19 protein-coding genes are annotated in these 17,475 nt (G+C 61.5%); 12 read left to right on the forward strand and 7 right to left on the reverse strand.

What is annotated here, in order from left to right; genetic code table 11:
* Nucleotides 1-129: 129 nt before the first annotated feature.
* The 5 genes from L2D14_04605 to L2D14_04625 are packed head-to-tail and all read left to right on the forward strand — an operon-like array spanning nt 130 to nt 3,287.
* Entirely contained in the window at nt 130-912 is a 783-nt protein-coding gene (locus L2D14_04605) for a methyltransferase domain-containing protein (GenBank protein WNK00706.1), read from the forward strand.
* Entirely contained in the window at nt 909-1,670 is a 762-nt protein-coding gene (locus tag L2D14_04610) for an FAD-binding oxidoreductase (GenBank protein ID WNK00707.1), read from the forward strand. Before L2D14_04605 ends, L2D14_04610 begins: the two co-directional genes overlap by 4 nt.
* A gap of 48 nt (nt 1,671-1,718) precedes the next feature.
* Nucleotides 1,719-2,354, forward strand: a complete 636-nt coding sequence (gene queE / locus L2D14_04615; GenBank protein WNK00708.1) for a 7-carboxy-7-deazaguanine synthase — start codon at nt 1,719-1,721, stop codon at nt 2,352-2,354.
* A 37-nt stretch (nt 2,355-2,391) separates the two neighbouring features.
* The gene (gene queD / locus L2D14_04620; protein WNK00709.1) at nt 2,392-2,751 is read left to right on the forward strand and encodes a 6-carboxytetrahydropterin synthase QueD; all 360 of its coding nucleotides are present in this window, start codon (nt 2,392-2,394) and stop codon (nt 2,749-2,751) included.
* Between the two features lie 11 nt (nt 2,752-2,762).
* Nucleotides 2,763-3,287: an MAPEG family protein gene (locus L2D14_04625; GenBank protein ID WNK00710.1), complete on the forward strand. Its 525-nt coding sequence runs from the start codon at nt 2,763-2,765 to the stop codon at nt 3,285-3,287.
* A 32-nt stretch (nt 3,288-3,319) separates the two neighbouring features.
* Here L2D14_04625 and queF read toward each other — a convergent pair whose 3' ends face one another.
* Genes queF through queA form a run of 3 tightly spaced genes read right to left on the reverse strand, consistent with a single transcriptional unit; the run spans nt 3,320 to nt 6,024 of the window.
* Entirely contained in the window at nt 3,320-3,784 is a 465-nt protein-coding gene (gene queF, locus L2D14_04630; GenBank protein ID WNK00711.1) for a preQ(1) synthase, read from the reverse strand.
* Nucleotides 3,785-3,826: 42 nt separating this feature from the next.
* Complete coding sequence (gene tgt, locus L2D14_04635) at nt 3,827-4,954, reverse strand: tRNA guanosine(34) transglycosylase Tgt (protein WNK00712.1); 1,128 nt, start codon at nt 4,952-4,954, stop codon at nt 3,827-3,829.
* A complete protein-coding gene (gene queA / locus L2D14_04640; GenBank protein WNK00713.1) occupies nt 4,951-6,024 on the reverse strand; it encodes a tRNA preQ1(34) S-adenosylmethionine ribosyltransferase-isomerase QueA in 1,074 nt (357 codons plus the stop codon). Before queA ends, tgt begins: the two co-directional genes overlap by 4 nt.
* Before the next feature lie 113 nt (nt 6,025-6,137).
* Here queA and L2D14_04645 point away from each other — a divergent pair, with 113 nt between their 5' ends.
* Nucleotides 6,138-6,329 carry a YqaE/Pmp3 family membrane protein gene (locus L2D14_04645; protein ID WNK00714.1) on the forward strand — a complete coding sequence of 64 codons (192 nt, stop codon included), beginning with the start codon at nt 6,138-6,140 and terminating at the stop codon, nt 6,327-6,329.
* A gap of 3 nt (nt 6,330-6,332) precedes the next feature.
* Here the strand turns inward: L2D14_04645 and L2D14_04650 are convergent, their stop codons facing one another.
* Entirely contained in the window at nt 6,333-7,307 is a 975-nt protein-coding gene (locus L2D14_04650) for a Gfo/Idh/MocA family oxidoreductase (protein WNK00715.1), read from the reverse strand.
* Nucleotides 7,308-7,389: 82 nt separating this feature from the next.
* Between L2D14_04650 and L2D14_04655 the strand changes: the two genes are divergently transcribed.
* Nucleotides 7,390-8,382 (forward strand): DMT family transporter, encoded by a 993-nt coding sequence (locus tag L2D14_04655; protein WNK00716.1) that lies wholly within the window; start codon nt 7,390-7,392, stop codon nt 8,380-8,382.
* Here the strand turns inward: L2D14_04655 and L2D14_04660 are convergent.
* The 3 genes from L2D14_04660 to L2D14_04670 all read right to left on the reverse strand — a co-directional run bounded on the left by L2D14_04660 (nt 8,379) and on the right by L2D14_04670 (nt 11,744).
* On the reverse strand, nt 8,379-9,317 hold the full coding sequence (locus L2D14_04660) for a DMT family transporter (protein WNK00717.1): 939 nt from the start codon (nt 9,315-9,317) through the stop codon (nt 8,379-8,381). The genes L2D14_04655 and L2D14_04660 overlap by 4 nt on opposite strands.
* Before the next feature lie 3 nt (nt 9,318-9,320).
* On the reverse strand, nt 9,321-10,814 hold the full coding sequence (locus tag L2D14_04665) for a M81 family metallopeptidase (GenBank protein ID WNK00718.1): 1,494 nt from the start codon (nt 10,812-10,814) through the stop codon (nt 9,321-9,323).
* Between the two features lie 108 nt (nt 10,815-10,922).
* A complete protein-coding gene (locus L2D14_04670) occupies nt 10,923-11,744 on the reverse strand; it encodes an IclR family transcriptional regulator (protein WNK00719.1) in 822 nt (273 codons plus the stop codon).
* A gap of 245 nt (nt 11,745-11,989) precedes the next feature.
* Here L2D14_04670 and L2D14_04675 point away from each other — a divergent pair, with 245 nt between their 5' ends.
* The 5 genes from L2D14_04675 (at nt 11,990) to L2D14_04695 (ending at nt 17,474) form a co-directional block, all read left to right on the forward strand.
* Complete coding sequence (locus L2D14_04675) at nt 11,990-13,528, forward strand: ABC transporter substrate-binding protein (protein ID WNK00720.1); 1,539 nt, start codon at nt 11,990-11,992, stop codon at nt 13,526-13,528.
* A gap of 74 nt (nt 13,529-13,602) precedes the next feature.
* Nucleotides 13,603-14,520, forward strand: a complete 918-nt coding sequence (locus L2D14_04680) for an ABC transporter permease (GenBank protein ID WNK00721.1) — start codon at nt 13,603-13,605, stop codon at nt 14,518-14,520.
* 1 nt (nt 14,521) lies between these two features.
* On the forward strand, nt 14,522-15,463 hold the full coding sequence (locus L2D14_04685) for an ABC transporter permease (GenBank protein WNK00722.1): 942 nt from the start codon (nt 14,522-14,524) through the stop codon (nt 15,461-15,463).
* A gap of 17 nt (nt 15,464-15,480) precedes the next feature.
* Nucleotides 15,481-16,494 carry an ABC transporter ATP-binding protein gene (locus L2D14_04690; GenBank protein WNK00723.1) on the forward strand — a complete coding sequence of 338 codons (1,014 nt, stop codon included), beginning with the start codon at nt 15,481-15,483 and terminating at the stop codon, nt 16,492-16,494.
* Entirely contained in the window at nt 16,491-17,474 is a 984-nt protein-coding gene (locus L2D14_04695) for an ATP-binding cassette domain-containing protein (GenBank protein WNK00724.1), read from the forward strand. The genes L2D14_04690 and L2D14_04695 overlap by 4 nt, the downstream gene beginning before the upstream one ends.
* Nucleotide 17,475: the final 1 nt, after the last annotated feature.

Raw genomic sequence — 17,475 nt, forward strand, 5'->3', positions numbered from 1 at the left:
AGAATAACGGACGGAAATTGTTGCTTACCCGCAATATGGGTATTTACGGCGGAATGTCATCACCTGCTTTTTCGGGAACAGACATGCGGCGGGGATGACCACGCCCAAGAAACGATCTAATGTCGGCGTATGTGGTGTGATGTAGTCGATCTTCGCGAGTTTTACGCGCGCCGTCTCGGGCGCACGGCGCAACGTATGGTGCGCCGCCGCCTGCGCATGCTGTGGCCGGACGTCAGCGGTTTGAGAATTCTCGGTCTCGGTTTCGCGACGCCGTACCTTTCGATGTTCAGGGGCGAGGCGGAGCGTGTCCTCGCCGCCATGCCGGCAGGCCAGGGCGTGATGCACTGGCCACAACACGAGCGCAGCCTGACCATGCTGGCCGACGAAACGGAATTGCCGCTGGCGGACCTCAGTATGGACCGGGTACTAATCGTGCATGCGCTTGAATGCACCGAACAGGTGCGGCCGCTGCTTCGCGAGGCATGGCGGGTGCTGGCGGATTCCGGCAAGCTGGTGATCATCGCGCCGAACCGGCGCGGCCTGTGGGCGCGCTTTGAATCGACCCCGCTCGGCAACGGGCGGCCGTATTCGCGGGGGCAGTTGTCCCGCCTATTGCGCGATAACATGTTCATGCCGGTGGAAAGCACGCGCGCGCTGTTCGTGCCGCCGGTCGATGTCGGCATCCTGCAAGGCTCGGCGGCGGCGTGGGAAAAAATCGGCATGCGCCTGTTCCCGGCAGCCGCCGGCGTTATCGTGACCGAAGCCGTGAAACAGATGTACGCCCAGCCGGTTGTCACCGACGCCAAGCGCAAGCGCGCCCTGAACGCGATGCCGGAACGCCCGCAAGGGTTCAACCGCGACCGCCCCGACGCGGCCCGTGCGGCACGCCTGAGCGGGGATGAACAAGTATGAGCACCGGTCTTTCCGGCGATGTCGTGGCGTGCCGCGTGCGCGAGGTCGAAGCCGCGTCCCCCGAAGTCAGGATTATCAGGCTGGAACCCGATGACGCCGAACTGTTCGACTGGCGCGCCGGCCAGTATGCCAGCTTCCGGATCGGCGATCTCGAACCCCGCGATTACTCCATCGCCAATGCCCCGGGGGCGGGCGTCATCGAATTGCACATCCGCCGTTCCGGCGCCGGGGGCGTCAGCGACTATATCTGCGATGAGCTGAAGTCCGGCGACCCGGTCGACGTCCAGGGCGCTTTCGGCGGCGCCTATTACCGCGCCAGGCACGACGGCCCGTTGCTGGCGGTCGCCGGGGGGACGGGGCTTGCGCCGATGAAGGCGATCGTCGAAGACGCGCTGGCTGGCGGCTTCAGAAAAGACGTGCATCTGTATTTCGGTGTGCGCGAGGAAAGCGAACTGTATCTGGAGCGCTACTTCATCGACCTGATGCACACCTATCCGAATTTCCGTTTCGTGACGGTGATCTCCGAGCCGCAGGAGAATTCCGGCCGCCGTACCGGGTTTGTCAGCGATGCGGTCGCCGCCGACTTTCAGCTTCTTTATGGTCATCAGTGTTATCTTGCCGGACCGCCGGTGATGGTCGACGCCTGCGCGCATATGCTGAAACTGAAATCGGTGCCGCGCCACGACATTTTCGCGGACGCATTCTATAGCGAAGCCGAGATGCAGGCGCGGGGCGCGCCGCGCCCGGATTGGGATTGAGCGGACATTAGTTGAAGCGGGCGGACAATCGGCGTAAAACCCGCCACCATGACATATCAGGTCAAAGAAATTTTCTACACCTTGCAAGGCGAGGGCCGTCAGGCCGGACGCCCGGCGGTGTTTCTGCGCTTTGCCGGCTGCAACCTGTGGAGCGGGCGCGAACAGGATCGCGACAGCGCTGTGTGCAGTTTCTGCGATACCGACTTCGTCGGCACCGACGGTGAAGGCGGCGGCGCCTTTAAAGATGCGGACGCCCTGGCCGACGCCGTGCTTGCGGCCTGGCCGGTGACGGACGAAGGCAAGCGTTTCGTCGTCATGACGGGTGGCGAGCCGCTGTTGCAGGTCGATGACGCGCTGACCGATGCCCTGCATGCGCACGGTTTCGAGATCGCGGTCGAGACCAACGGCACCATTGCGGCACCGGCCGGGATCGACTGGATTTGCGTCAGCCCGAAGGCCGACGCCGAACTGAAACAGACCCGCGGGCACGAACTGAAACTGGTGTATCCGCAGCCCAAGGCGATGCCGGAACGTTTTCAGGACCTGAATTTCGACTATTTCATGCTGCAACCGATGGACGGGCCCGATCAGGCCGCCAACACCCGGGCCTGCGTCGACTACTGCCGTGCGCATCCGGCGTGGCGCCTGAGCCTGCAAACCCATAAAGTGCTGGGGATACCCTGATCCCCGCCGAATAGATACGACCCTGACAGGAACGACGATGGAAATTTTCAAGGAATTCACCTTCGAAGCGGCACACGATCTGCCGAACACCCCGGAAGGCCACAAGTGCCGCCGTCTGCACGGACACAGCTTCCGCGTCCGCCTCGCGGTCGAGGGGCCGGTCGATGCGCAAACCGGCTGGGTCATGGATTTCGCCGAGATCAAGGCCGCGTTCCATCCGATCTGGGAGCGCCTCGATCATCATTACCTGAACGAAATTCCGGGGCTCGAAAACCCGACCTCGGAAGTCATCGCGCAATGGATCTGGGCGCAATTGAAACCGCTTTTGCCGGCCCTTTCCGAGGTCAAGCTCTGGGAAACCTGCACCGCGGGCTGTACCTACCGGGGCGACGAATAAGGACGGGCGACATGACGGATGCGCAAGCGTGGGCGAAGCGGCGCTGGGTACTGGTCGGATCGACCGTGTCGATGCTTTATACGGTGCTGCTTGTGTCTTTCGGGACCGGAATTTTCAACGTTGAAGCGGCCGGCGCGGCTGCACGCATCGCGCTTGTCCTGAAATGGATGGCCCTACCGGGGCTGGTGCTGGCGTTGCTGGTCATCATGGTCGGCAATGCCCGGTTCCTTGTTAAGGATATTATCGACGGCGAGGCGCCGCCGAGCGGGACCTGGGCCGATATAGACAGGCGCTGCCTTAACAACACGCTGGAACAGGTCATCCTCGCGTTCTTCGGCTGGTCTGCGCTGGCGCTGCAACTCCCCGATGCCGATCTCGGCGTCATTCCGCTGTTGGCGTGCTCGTTCGTGTTCGCCAGGATATGTTTCTGGGCCGGGTATCATCATTCCGGGCCGGCCAGGGCCTTCGGCTTCGGCGCGACCTTCCTGCCGACGCTGGTCAGCTACGGCTGGGCGTTAATGTTGTGGCTCGGCTGACAGGCGGGCTGCACGTACCGGAGGGGCCTTGTTCAGCCCCGACCGCGATAGGGGGCGACGCCCTGATCAGGGACCCACAAGCCCTTCGGCGGTTCGCCCGACTGATAGAACACGTCGATGGGAATCCCGCCGCGCGGATACCAGTAGCCGCCGATCCTGATCCAGTGCGGCTCGGCGGCGGAAATGATTTTCTGCGCGATGTCGACCGTACACTGTTCGTGAAAGCCCGGATGATTGCGGAAACTGCCGAGATAGAGCTTCAACGACTTGCTTTCGACAATGAGTTTCTGCGGCACGTAGTCGATCACCAGATGCGCGAAATCGGGCAGGCCCGTGACCGGGCAGACCGAGGTGAATTCGGGGACCGCGAAGCGGATCAGATAGCGCGTGCCGGGGTGCGGGTTGGCAACGCATTCAAGCGTAGCCGCGTCCGGGTTATCCGGCAGATCGCTCGACTGGCCGAGTTGGCTCAGGGTTTCGTATGTGGTGTCGCTCATGCGCGCATATTAGGCGAGACAGCCGGGTGCGGCAAAGCCGGATTACGTCGCCTCGATATCTCCGTCCGTATATTGGGCAGTAAAATCGCTCTGAAAGTCAGCCAAGGTGCCGGCTTCGATGGCGGTGCGCATGCCGGCCATCAGTTCCTGATAATAATGCAGGTTGTGGCGTGTCAGCAGCATCAGGCCGAGGATTTCCTTGGCCATCACCAGATGGTGCACATAGGCACGGCTGTAATTGGCGCAGGCATAACAGGCGCAATCGGGGTCGATCGGCCGGGTGTCATCCTTGTGGCGCGCATTGCGCATGTTGACGGTGCCGCGCCGCGTGAACGCCTGATTGGTGCGTCCGGACCGGGTCGGCAGCACGCAGTCGAACATGTCGACGCCGCGCGCGACGGCGGCCACCAGATCGTCCGGCTTGCCGACGCCCATCAGATAGCGGGGCCTGTCATCCGGTAATTTCGGCGCCGTGAAATCGAGAACGCGGAGCATTTCGTCGTGACCTTCGCCGACCGCCAGCCCGCCGATGGCATAGCCGTCGAAGCCGATGTCCGTCAGCGCGGTGATGCTTTCGTCACGCAGGTCCTCGAAAACGCTGCCCTGGACGATGCCGAACAGGCCGTAGCCGTCGCGCTCGGTGAAGGCATCCTTCGATCGCTTGGCCCAGCGCATCGACAACTGCATGCTTTTGGCGGCATCGTCTTTTTCGCACGGGAACGGTGTGCATTCGTCGAACGCCATGGTGATGTCGGCATCCAGATGGTTCTGTATCTGCATCGATATTTCCGGCGTCAGATCGTGATAGCTGCCGTCGATGTGCGAACGGAACCGAACCCCGTCCTCGCCCATCTTGCGCAGACCCGCCAGCGACATCACCTGAAAGCCGCCGCTGTCGGTCAGGATCGGCCCCGGCCAGTTCATGAACGTGTGCAGACCGCCCAACCGCGCGATCCGCTCGGCACCCGGACGCAGCATCAGGTGATAGGTGTTACCCAGGATGCACTCGGCGCCGGTTTCGGCGACCCACTCCGGCGTCATCGCCTTGACCGTCGCCGCCGTGCCGACGGGCATGAAGGCCGGTGTCTCGAAGCTGCCGTGCGCCGTTGAAACCCGGCCGCGTCTGGCCTGGCCGTCGGTGGTGATCAGTTCAAATCCGGTGCCGCTCATGCGTCCAGCTCCGCCCGTTCGATGAAACACGCATCGCCATAGGAATAGAAACGGTACCCGTTGTCGATGGCGTGTTTGTAGGCGGCCTGCATCCGCGCCAGCCCGGCCAGCGCGGACACCAGCATGAACAGTGTCGAACACGGCAAATGGAAATTGGTCATCAGCGCATCGACGGCCTTGAAGCGGTAACCCGGCGTGATGAACAGGTCCGTGTTGCCGTCGTAAGCATGAAAGCGGCCGTTGTCGTCGCAGGCGCTTTCCAGTGTCCGGAGCGATGTCGTGCCGCAGGCGATGATGCGCCCGCCCGCGTCGCGCGCGGCGTTCAGTTTCTCGGCAATGTCCGCGCTCAGGATCGCACGTTCGGTGTGCATCACGTGATCCTCGGTCTTTTCGACGCGGACCGGCAGAAACGTCCCGGCGCCGACGTGCAGCGTGACACGGTGATCGATGACGCCGACGTTGCGCACGGCTTGCAACAGCTCGCCGGTGAAATGCAGCGCCGCCGTCGGTGCGGCGACGGCGCCGTCGTTTTCGGCGAACATGGTCTGGTAATCTTCACGGTCTTCGTCATCGCCGCCGGCGTCGCGCTTGATGTAGGGCGGCAGCGGCATGATGCCGTGCTTTTCCAGCATATCGATCAGATCGCGGCCTGAAACGTTGAAGCGTAATGTCCGTTCGCCCATGTCGCCGGCGTCGATACAATCGGCCGCGAAGCCCGGTGCGAAAACGATGTAATCGCGCGGATTCAGTTTGCGGGCCGGTTTGGCGAAGACGCGCCAGGTATAGGCATCGACCGGCTGGTGCAGGGTGACTTCGATCTTCGCGCCGTCGGGCTTGCCGCGATTGGTGGCATCGCCGCGCTTGCCGGTCAGGCGCGCCGGGATGACGCGGGTGTCGTTGAACACCATGACGTCACCCGCGCGCAGCAGCGTCGGCAGATCGCGCACGGTCAGGTCGTTCAACCCGCCCCCGGCCGGGATATGCAACAGCTTCGCGCTGTCGCGGGGCCGGGCAGGGCTTTGCGCGATGCAGGCTTGCGGCATATTGAAATCGAATTGCGAGACGTCCATGAGCGGGGGTTTTATAGACTTGCGGCGGCTGGGACAATCGTGGAACTTAGTTGGTGTGCATATCGCTGCCGTCGACCATATGCGGTAGCCTACAACAATAGACGAGGACCGCTATGTTACGATTAATCCTTGCCCTGCTGGTGCCGTGGCTGAACTTCTTCACCATCGGCAAACCGATACAGGGGATTATCTGCCTGATTCTGCAACTGAGCCTGATCGGCTGGATTCCCGCCGCGATCTGGTCGGTTTATGCTCTCAGTCAGTACAACACCGACAAAAAGATCGACGCCGCGACCAAAGACTGACGCCTAGCCCGGTTTGACGGCGTTGCCGGTTTTCGACGCCTCGACCACGGCTTCGAGAATGGCGATGCCGTGGATGGCGTCTTCGATCGGCACCGGATAAGGCATGCCGTCCGTCAGCGTATCGGCAAACGCCTCAAGTTCGGCGCGCTCCATATCGAAGCCGCTGAAATCCTCACGTGTATTGTCGCCGTCGAGCAGGCGCACCTCAAGAATGTCCTGATCGCGGACCTCGGCCCAGCCCTTGGAGCCGAAGACCTGTATCCGCCACAGCAAATGCGTGGCGAACAGGGTCGTAAGGACACCGGTGACGCCGGAATGGAATTTCAGCGTCGCGAACGTCGTATCGTCGACCGGCACCGGTGTGGCGCGGCGTTCGCTGACGGCGCGCAGTTGCTCGACGTGACCGCAAATGGACATCATCGCATCCATCATGTGCACACCCATCGCCGTCATGCCGCCGGCCGGGCTTTCAGTTTCCGACGCGCGCCAGTGTTCCGGCCCGTAGCGCAGCCCGCCGCCGCCGGAGATATTCCCCTCGATATGCAACAGCGTGCCGAGCGCGCCGGATGTCGCCAGCTCGCGGAGTTTGATCATGGCCGGCAGGAAGCGGCGGTTGAAGCCGACGCAGAGCGGCAGGTTCGCGGCCTGCATGGCATCGGCGGCGCGCCTGGCGTCGGCGGCGGTCAACGCCAGTGGCTTGTCGCAGAACACAGGCTTGCCGGCTTTCGCGGCGGCGATGATCTGATCGACGTGCTGGGTGTGCGGTGTCGCCAAAACGATGGCGTCGATATCGGAATCGTTCAGCAGCTCGGCGAAATCGTCGCGAAGATCGATGCCTTTATCGGTGCAATATTCGACGGCGAGATTCTTGCGCCCGGTGACGCCTGCGGTAACGGTGATCTTGTCCGATTTCCCCTGCACGGAATCGATAAGTACACGGCCCCAACGGCCAAGTCCGGCCACACCACAACGAATCATTTGTCGGAACTCCTTTTAGGCTCTTGTTTGACGTATCGCGGATACAAGCTAAACATTAAGACTTCGATCGGCGCACGCATTCTTGCGTGACGGTAACATTTTTTCCGGGGACGGCAACGACATGGGCGAAGAAGCTGCCTACAGCCACGGCCCGAAACATCCGACTGCCCGCAAGGCGACGCTCAAGGGTGTCGCGTACATGGCGATCTCAGGATTGCTGATTACCTCGCTGCACGTCCTCGTCCGCGACGTTTCCAGCACCGTGCATCCGATCGAGATCGCATTCTTTCGCAATGTCATCGGATTCGTTCTGCTGATTCCTTTTTTGCTGCGACAGGACCGCACGCAGTGGAAAAGCAAGCAGCCGAAACTGCAGTTCTTCCGCTCCATCGTCGGTGTGATGGCGATGATAACGTGGTTCGTGTGTCTTAGCCTGATGCCGGTGGGCGACGCCACGGCGATCAGTTTCGTCACCGTGCTTTTTGTCACCACGGGGGCGGCACTGTTCCTCGGCGAGAAAGTCGGGATCCGGCGCTGGACGGCCATTGCCATCGGTTTTGTCGGGACCTTGATCATCATTCGCCCGGGATCGGGGATTCTCGGGCCGGGGGTGCTGGTGGCATTGGCCTCGACCGTTTTCTGGGCGGCGTCGATCCTATGCGTCAAGGTGCTGTCCAGGACCGACAGCAGCGTCACCATGGTCTTTACGGCCAACGTTTATTTCACGATCTTCTCATTCATACCGGCGCTCTTCGTGTGGACATGGCCGACGGTGGAAGAACTCGGCTGGATGCTGCTGATCGGGGTGCTGGCGATGGTCGGCCATCTGTGCATGGCGACAGCGCTCAGGTCGTCGGACGCCACCGTTGTCGCACCGGTCGATTATCTGCGTATGGTCTGGGCTGCGGGGATCGGCTATCTGGTGTTCGGCGAATTTCCGGACGCCTGGACCTGGATCGGCGGCACGGTCATCTTTCTCAGCACCGTCTATATCACGTACCGGGAATCCCGCCGCAATCGGGATCATAAGGCGCAGCGGCCGCCGGCGACACCGACGCCGACAGTCGAATCCTAGGACGCGGCCGCCGTCTGGCGGTTCTTCTCGGCCTGCAATTGTTGTTCGCGGCGCACGATATAAAACGACGACGCGAAAATCACCAGGGCGCCGGCCCATGTCCACAGATCCGTCAGTTCGCCGAACGCCAGCCAACCGAACAGAACGGCGAACGGCAGACGTGAAAAATCGACGGCGGCGATAATCGACACGTCGGTGATGGAGAACGCCTTGGTCATGATCAATTGGCCGAACACCGCGATCGGACCGGTCGCCGCCAAGAGCAGCCACACATGCAAGGACGGCCAGGTCCAGACGAACAGCGCCGGGATCAGCGTCAGCGGAATCATGATCAGATGCGAAAAGAATACCACCGTCCACGGGTCGTCACCGCGGGTCAGGGTTTTGATGATCAAAGCGGCTGAGCCCATGAACACCGCCGAGCCGAGCGCGAACCAGCTGCCGGGGCTCAGTTCCGCAAAGCCGGGGCGGATGATGATCAGCGCGCCGCAGAAACCGATCAGCGTCGCCGTCCAGCGGCGCAGGCGGACCACTTCGCCCAGCACCAGCGCGGCGCCGACGGTGGTGAACAGTGGCGCCAGAAAGCTCAGTGCGGTCACTTCACCGATGGGGCTGAGGGCAAGGGCATAGAACCACGTCGACATGGCGCCGACGCTGACAACGGCGCGGAACAGGTAAAGCTTGATCTGCGAGGTGCGCAGCGAGCCGATGCCGCGCTGCATAAGCCACGGCAGCATGCACATCCACGCGAACAGCACGCGGCAGAAGACGATTTGCGGCGGATCGATATCAAGCTGCGATATGTGGCGGCCAAGCGCCGACAGAGCCGCCATGAACCCGCATGACGCGATCATCAGCAAGGTCCCTTCGAGTGGCCGGTTGATGCTCGGCCGCCGTTGATGGATGGCCTTTGCCTCAGGGACCGTTTCCGGCACGGTCTAGTCCAGATCCAGCGGATAAATCGGGCGGCGCAAACGTGTGAACGGCAGCTTCGAGATATCCTTGGTCGAAAGCGCCCCGGCGTCGCAGATCAGAATCTCGCGGGCAATCGGCGCAAACGCGGCGCGGAAATGCTGCATCGATTTGACGGCGACGACATCGCGCGCGCGGGGATCGATACCGGCGTGCGTGAAGGCCTCGACCTCGGTCAGCTGCAGGCGGTTGGAGGCGACGACGATCTCCATGCCGCCGACCTTGAATATGGCGGTCGGACCGAGATGATGCGTGACACCCTTCCAGCGCGGGCCGCCCGCGACATACGTGCCGTCGGTGATACGGGTGACGGTGCCGGTCAATTCAAGCGGCGCACCGAAAGCGGGATCGGTCTTGCCGCCGAGTGCGACGGACACTTCCGCACCCTCGCCGGCGGCAACGAGGATGGCGGCGGCTTCGGCGTCGCAAATGGTGCCGAAGCAGGCGTTGTCGAGATTTGCCTGCAGAAGGCCTTCGAGCATCAGGGTTGAATCCCCGTATGCGCCCGAGCCCGGGTTATCGGAAAAGTCGGCGACGACAATCGGCCCTTTGCCGGTTCCTTCACCGATGATGCGGCCGATCTGGGAGACCGTGTCGGCAACGCTCAGATAAGTATTGGAATCGAAGTGCCGGGTCTCCCAGGCGTAATCCATATATTCATCGGCGATGGCGCGGAATTTCGGATCGTCACCGTCACCGGTGACGGTGACGGTCGGCCCGGCTTCATACAGATTGGCCGGTGTGAACCCGGCATGGATGCTGACCAGCAACACGCCGGGATCGTTGTTTTCCAGATCGGCGGCGCGGCCCAGCAGCGTCGTCATCGGGTTGTCGGTGGTGGTGCGGCCGTCGTCCAGGCCTTCGATGGTGTCGCGCCGCGCGGTGACGCAGACCGGTTTCACTTCGCCCCGCATGGCCCTGTCCAGAACGGCGGCGGCGCGTTTCGACGTCGCGATCTGGTCGATGTGCGGATAGGTCCGGTAGGCGCAGACGATATCCGCGTGTTCGCTCATCAGGTCCGTCACGTTGGCATGCAGATCGAGCGTGATGGCGAGCGGCACGTCCGGGCCGATAATGGCGCGCAGCTGTTGCAGCATTTCCCCTTCGGCATCGTCATGATCGACGCTGGCCATGGCGCCGTGCAGGTTGAGCAGCACGCCGTCGAACGGCCCCTTGGTTCTGGCGGCGTCGAATATTGCCCCGGTGCAGGCATCCCACGCATCCTTGGCCACGGGGCCCGAAGGGGTCGCCCAGGCAACCACGGTGCGGACCAGTTCCCAGCCCAGTTCGGCGGCGGCTTCCTCGACGCCTGCGGGCTCGATGCTGGCACCTTTGATCGCGGCGGGAACATCGTCGCCGAAGGCGAGCAGGTAATCCTCGAAATTGGCGAGCCGGGTCGGCAGATTTGAAAAAGCGTTGCTTTCGTGGCCGAACAGGCCGGTGAGGACGCGGAAGGTCATGTTGTTATCATCCTGTTTTCGTCAGTGCCGGCCCCTGTCTGATCAGGCCATGCCGGGGGTGAGTGCTGGGCAGTGATGCCGCACGGTGCGGGTAGGGTTAGGGCATGCTCAATATTCCTGTTCGGATGCGACCAGTGCGCCGGAAATGCCATCCGCCGTTTCAATGGAAAGAGGGCCGAGCTTTTCTGCGGCCACCGACTGTTTCCAGGCCGGGGTATAAACGGGAATCTGCACGGCGCCGACAGGGCGTCCGCGGACATCGACGATCGGTGCGGCAATGGAAATTTCGCGGGGCAATTGCTGGGCATAGGTCATGGCAAATCCGCGTTTTCGGGTTTGCGCCACGACTTTCATGATTTTATCCGGATCGATCAGCGTTGTCGCCAGGCGCTTGACCAGATCCGAGCGCGCCAGAATGCCGTAAGCTTCGTCGTCATCCATCCGCGACATCATGGCGATGCCCGACGCGGAACAGAAGATCGGCACGCGTCTGCCGGGCACTGTTGCCGAATAGGCGGCCTTCACATGCGGGATGCGAACAGTATATATCACACTGGTATCTTCACGCTCGGCAAGGTTGACGGTGGTCTGGTAGGTCGAGCCGGCCTCGATCAGGCGCGGCATGGCGACGGCGCCGAGCACACTGTGGCGCAGATAGGTATAGGCCAGTTCCATCAGTCGGCGGCCGGGCCGGTAGCGTCGCGTCGCCGCATCCTTCTCGAGAAAACCGAGTTGATGGAGCGTGTTGGAAAATCTTTGAGCGGCGCTCTTGTCGAGGCCTGTACGGAGTGCGATTTCGGTCACGCCGAGCGCCGGAAAGTCGTCGCTGAAGGCTGCCAGCACACGAAACCCCTTTTCGAGCGAACCGACGAACAATGCGTTGGAGGTGACGGGGTCCGGTGCCACAAACTTTGGTTTTTCGCTGGTCATGCTTGACGCCTCGTGTCAGTCTTCATAGCATATCGTTATATACTACGCTGTATTAAATAGTAATACAAAAAAACAGCGAAGCTTGAGGCGCGACAGGGAGTGAGTTCTATAAAATCTGCACGGGATCGCTGTTCAATATGGACTCGGCAGCGAATTCATCGAACAATCACGTTAACGGGGCGCGTCGAGAGCGTCCCCGCTGATGGCATGCGCAATGCCAATTTAGTCAGGGAGGCGCGAGCAAAATGTTCCGCAAAGTAATCTTGAGTACAGCTCTGGCAGCAGCGGCAACGCTGGCTGTCGCACCTGCTGCTTACGCAGGTAAGGCCGACGATACATTGGTATGGTCGACGACACGCGAAGTCGCGGTTGCCGATCCGTATTACAACAACACTCGTGAACTCGTCATCATGGGCAACACGGTTTGGGACGGACTTCTGTTCCGCAACCTGAAAACCGGCGAATTCGAACCGCTGCTGGCGACGTCCTACAAGTGGGTCGACAACACGACCATCGATTTCGATCTGCGCACCGACGTGGTGTTCCACGACGGTTCCAAGTTCGGTCCCGAAGATGTCGTCTACACCGTCAACTTCGTTTCCAATGCCGACAACGGTGTGCTGACCCAGGCCAACGTGAAGTTCCTGAAGTCGGCTGAAAAAACCGGTCCGAACAGCGTTCGCATCCTTCTGAAAGAGCCTTTCCCGGCGGCTTTGGCGTACTTCGCGCAGGCCGTCTTCATGATGCCGGAAGGCCATTATGACAGCGCGCCTGCCGGCCCCGACGGCAAGAAGGACTATGCTGCGGTCAAAGCCGTCGGCACCGGCCCGTACAAGATCGTCAACGTGGTCGCCGGCGACCGTGTCGAAATGGTCCGTAACGATGCGTACTTCAAGAACGGTCCGAAAGGCACCGCCGCGATCGGCAAGCTGACGTTCCGCACGATCAAGGAAATGAACACGCAGATCGCCGAGATGCTGACCGGCGGCGTCGACTGGATCTGGGACGTTCCCAAGGATCAGGCCGAGAAGCTGGGCGGCATGGGCAACGTCACGGTGACCAACGCCAAGACCATGCGTATCAGCTATATCGCCTTCGACGTTGACGGTGACAGCGGTGACGCGCACTTCAAGGACAAGCGCGTCCGCGAAGCCGTGGCACACGCCATCAACCGCAAGTCGATTGTCGAAAACCTTGTCGGCCCGGCTTCGGTCGTCATCGACTCGGCGTGCCATCCGGACCAGTTCGGCTGCACCCAGGACGTGCCGAAGTGGAACTACGACCCCGCGAAATCCAAAGCGCTTTTGAAGGAAGCGGGTCTCGCCGACGGTTTCACCACCGACATCTATGCTTATCGTCAGCGTGAATTCACCGAAGCCGTGATCGGCGATCTGGCGAATGTCGGCATCAAGGCCAACCTCAAGTTCATGCAGTACCGCGCATTGCGCGATCTGGTGTGGAAGGGCGTTACGCCGCTGCACCACATGACGTGGGGTTCCAACTCGATCCCTGATGTTTCCGCCAGCACGGGGCATTTCTTCTCGGGTGGACACGACGATCCGGCCAAGGATCCGACCGTCGCCAAACTTATGAAGGAAGGCGACACCTCGGTCGATCCGGCCGTTCGTAAAGCCAAGTACAAGGAAGCCCTTTCGCGGATTTCCGGTGAGCTGTACTGGCTGCCGATGTTCACGTACGCAAAATATTATGCCTACACGAGCGATCTCGACTTCGTGCCGACCTCGGATGAAATTCCGCGGTTCTATACGGCGAAATGGAAGTAACTCCGCTGTAATGCGTCCGGCCCCGGCAGTGTTGCCGGGGCCGGTGCGTTGCATCGGCGATAGGGATTGACGGCATGCTTATTTATGCCTTGAAGCGGTTAAGTATCGCCCTTCTGGTCGCGATCACCGTTTCATTGATCACATTTTCAATGATTTATTTGTCCGGCGATCCAGCCATCGCGCTGGCCGGCGAAACCGCGACGCAGCAGGATATCGAGAATATCCGCAAGGTGTACGGTTACGATCAGCCGATCATCGTACAGTACCTGTCCTGGCTCGGGCATGCGTTGCAGGGAAATCTCGGCCATTCTCATTATCTGAAATCCGAAGTCTCCGACGTTATCTTCGAGCGGCTGCCCGTCACCATGACGCTCGGCGCCTGCTCTTTGGGGTTTGCGCTGGTGCTGTCGATCCCGCTCGGCGTGCTGGCGGCGATGCGCCCCAACACCCTGGTCGACCGCTTCGCCCTGACGGTGGCGGTGATCGGTCAGGCGCTGCCCAGTTTCTGGTTCGCGCTGATCATGATCTTCTTCTTCGGCGTGGCCCTGCGCTGGCTGCCGATTACCGGCAGCGCGTCGTGGACGAACTTCATCATGCCGTCGATTGCGCTCGGCTATTACGTGACCCCGGCGGTGATGCGGCTGACGCGCGCCGGGATGATCGAAGTGCTGTCGAGCGATTATATCCGCACCGCGCGCGCCAAGGGGCTGCGTCCGATGGTCGTGCTGTTCAAGCACGCGCTCAGGAACGCCATCATTCCGGTGGTGTCGCTGGCTGCCGTGCAGTTCGGCTTCATGCTCGGCGGTTCGATCGTCATCGAGACGATTTTCGCTATTAACGGTCTCGGCCAGTTGGCCTGGGAATCGATCCTGCGCGCCGACCTGCCGATGATGCAGGCGATCGTTTTGGTGCTGTCGTGCTTCTATATCGTACTGACGTTCCTGGCCGATCTGCTGAATGCATTCCTCGACCCACGAATCAGGGTGAGCTGACATGAGCGAAACTGCCGCCAATAAATCCGTCCAGGGACCTGCTCAGGGGCCGGAGATCGCCGAGCGCATCTTCGACGAGCCGTCGCCGGGCGAGCGCGCCCGCAGGCGTATGTTCGGCCATTTCGGCTTCATGTTCGGCGCCTGTGTGCTGTTGGCGATCATTGCCATCGCCTTTTTGGCGCCGCTGATTTCCCCGCACGATCCCTACGACCAGCAACTGGCGCGGAAACTGATCCCGCCGGTCTGGCACGATCATGCCAAGGCGACCTGGGAATTTCCGCTCGGCACCGATCAGTTCGGCCGCGATTACCTGTCGCGCCTGATACACGGTTCGCAGATTTCGCTGCTGATCGGTTTCGCGGCGATGTTGATATCCGGTGTCATCGGCACCGCGCTCGGCGTTGCGGCGGGGTATTTCGGCGGCCGTGTCGACATGGTCGTCAACTTCATCATCACCACGCGTCTGTCGCTGCCGGTGGTGCTTGTGGCGCTGGCCGTCGTTTCACTGGTCGGCAATTCGCTGACGATCGTGATCTGGGTGCTCGGTCTTCTGATCTGGGACCGCTTTGCCGTCGTCATGCGCTCGACGACGCAACAGGTGCGGAATCTCGATTACGTCGCCGCCGCGCAGGCCATCGGCTGTTCGACGACGCGCATTATCTTTGCCGAGATCATGCCGAACATCGTCAACAATCTGATTGTCGTCGCGACGATTGAAATGGCGCACGCCATTATCCTCGAAGCGGCGCTGTCGTTCCTGGGTCTCGGCGTGCAGCCGCCGGCGCCGAGCTGGGGGTTGATGATCGCCGAAGGGAAGAACCACATGCTGTTCGATCCATGGCTGGTCGGCATTCCGGGGACGGCGCTGTTTATCCTGATCCTCTCCATCAACCTTCTGGGTGACGGCATCCGCGATGTCACGGCACCGGAAAACCGGAACTAGGAGGCAGGGAGCATTCGATGAGCAAACGCGTTCTAGAGGTCGAAAATCTGACCGTCGACATTCCCGTCGGCGCCGGCATGCTGCATGCGGTGCAAGGCATATCGTTCCATGTCGACAGCGGCGAGACGCTGTGCATCGTCGGCGAAAGCGGCTGTGGCAAATCGCTGACCTCGCTTGCCGTTATGGATCTGTTGCCGAAGAAGGCCATCCGCACGGCGGACAAGCTGATGCTCGACGGTGAGGATATTCTGGGCGTCGGCGAACGGCGGATGTCGGATATCCGCGGCAACACCATGGGCATGATCTTTCAGGAACCGATGACCAGCCTGAACCCGGCCTATACCATCGGCGATCAGCTGGAAGAAGCGTTGAAGCGCCACCGCAAGGTGGGTACGCGCGAAGCCCGCGAACGCGCCATCTACCTGTTGGAAAAAGTCGGCATCACGGCGGCGGCATCGCGCCTGACACAGTACCCGCACCAGCTTTCCGGCGGTTTGCGACAGCGCGTGATGATCGCCATGACGCTGATGTGCGGCCCCGACCTGATCATTGCCGACGAGCCGACGACCGCGCTCGATGTGACGATTCAGGCGCAGATCCTGCTGTTGCTGGCCGATCTGCAACGTGAATTCGACATGGGGCTGATCCTGATCACCCACGACCTGGGTGTCGTCGCGCGCATCGCGGACCGGGTCTGCGTCATGTATGCCGGGCAGATCGTCGAACAGGGCACCGCCGAGCAGGTCTTCAACAGTCCGACACATCCGTATACGCAGGGATTGCTCGATTGCATTCCGATCCCCGGCAAGACCGACCGCGGCAAGCCGCTGGGCTCGATCCCGGGCATCGTGCCGTCACTGGTCGGCGCCTTCAATTCCTGCCATTTCGCGGAACGCTGCATGTACGCCACGGATGACTGCACGAAAGCCGATATCGATATGCAGGCGGCGCTGGAGCAGGGACACGAATACCGCTGTCTGCTCGACCCGGCGACGTGCAAGAAGAACGCTTTTCGCGAGGGCGCAGCATGACCGATACCGTGATCAGCGCCAAAGACGTCACCCGGACCTTCATGATTTCGGCGGGTATGTTCCGCGGCAAGAAACCGCTGCATGCGGTCAACGGCATCTCGCTCGACGTCAAGCGTGGTGAAGTGCTGGCGCTGGTGGGCGAGAGCGGCTGCGGCAAGACGACGCTGGCGAAAATGCTTTTGGGCCTGTTGTCGACGACGCAGGGCACGATTGAATTCGGCGGCACACCGGTCGCCGATATCGACCGCCTGAAACTGGCGTCGCTGGTGCAGCCGATCTTTCAGGATCCGTATTCGTCGCTGAACCCCCGCAAATCCATCGGCTCGATCATCACGCTGCCGTTGAAGGTGCAGAAGGACCCGGATCCGTCGACCTGGCGCCGGCGCGCCGAGGAAATCATGGAACTGGTCGGTCTGGCGCCGCGGCTTTACGAAAACTTCCCGAACCAGCTTTCCGGCGGGCAGCGCCAGCGCGTCGCCATTGCCCGCGCGCTCATCAACCGGCCGGAAGTGGTAATCTGCGATGAGCCGACATCGGCGCTCGATGTTTCGGTACAGTCGCAAATCCTCAACCTGTTGCAGGACCTGCGCAAGGAACTGAACCTGACGTACATCGTCATCAGCCACAATCTGGCGGTGGTCGAGCACATCGCGACCCGTGTCGCGGTCATGTATCTGGGCCGCATCGTCGAACAGAAGGACACGGCCAGTTTGTTCGACGCGCCCGAGCATCCCTACACCAAGGCGCTGCTGGAATCCGTGCTGACGCCGGACCCGTCGATGGGCGTGCCGGACACGCATCTGGGCGCGGCCTATCCGAATCCGGTCGATCCGCCGTCGGGCTGCACGTTCCATCCGCGCTGTGCCCAGGTCATGGATCACTGCTCGCAAATCAAACCCGGGACCATCGCGCATGACGGCGGTATCGTCGAATGCCACCTGTATGACGAAAACGAAGGACGGGGCAGGGCCGCCTCGTGAG

The sequence above is a fragment of the Thalassospiraceae bacterium LMO-JJ14 genome, assembly GCA_021555105.2.
GTDB lineage: Bacteria > Pseudomonadota > Alphaproteobacteria > Rhodospirillales > Casp-alpha2 > UBA4479.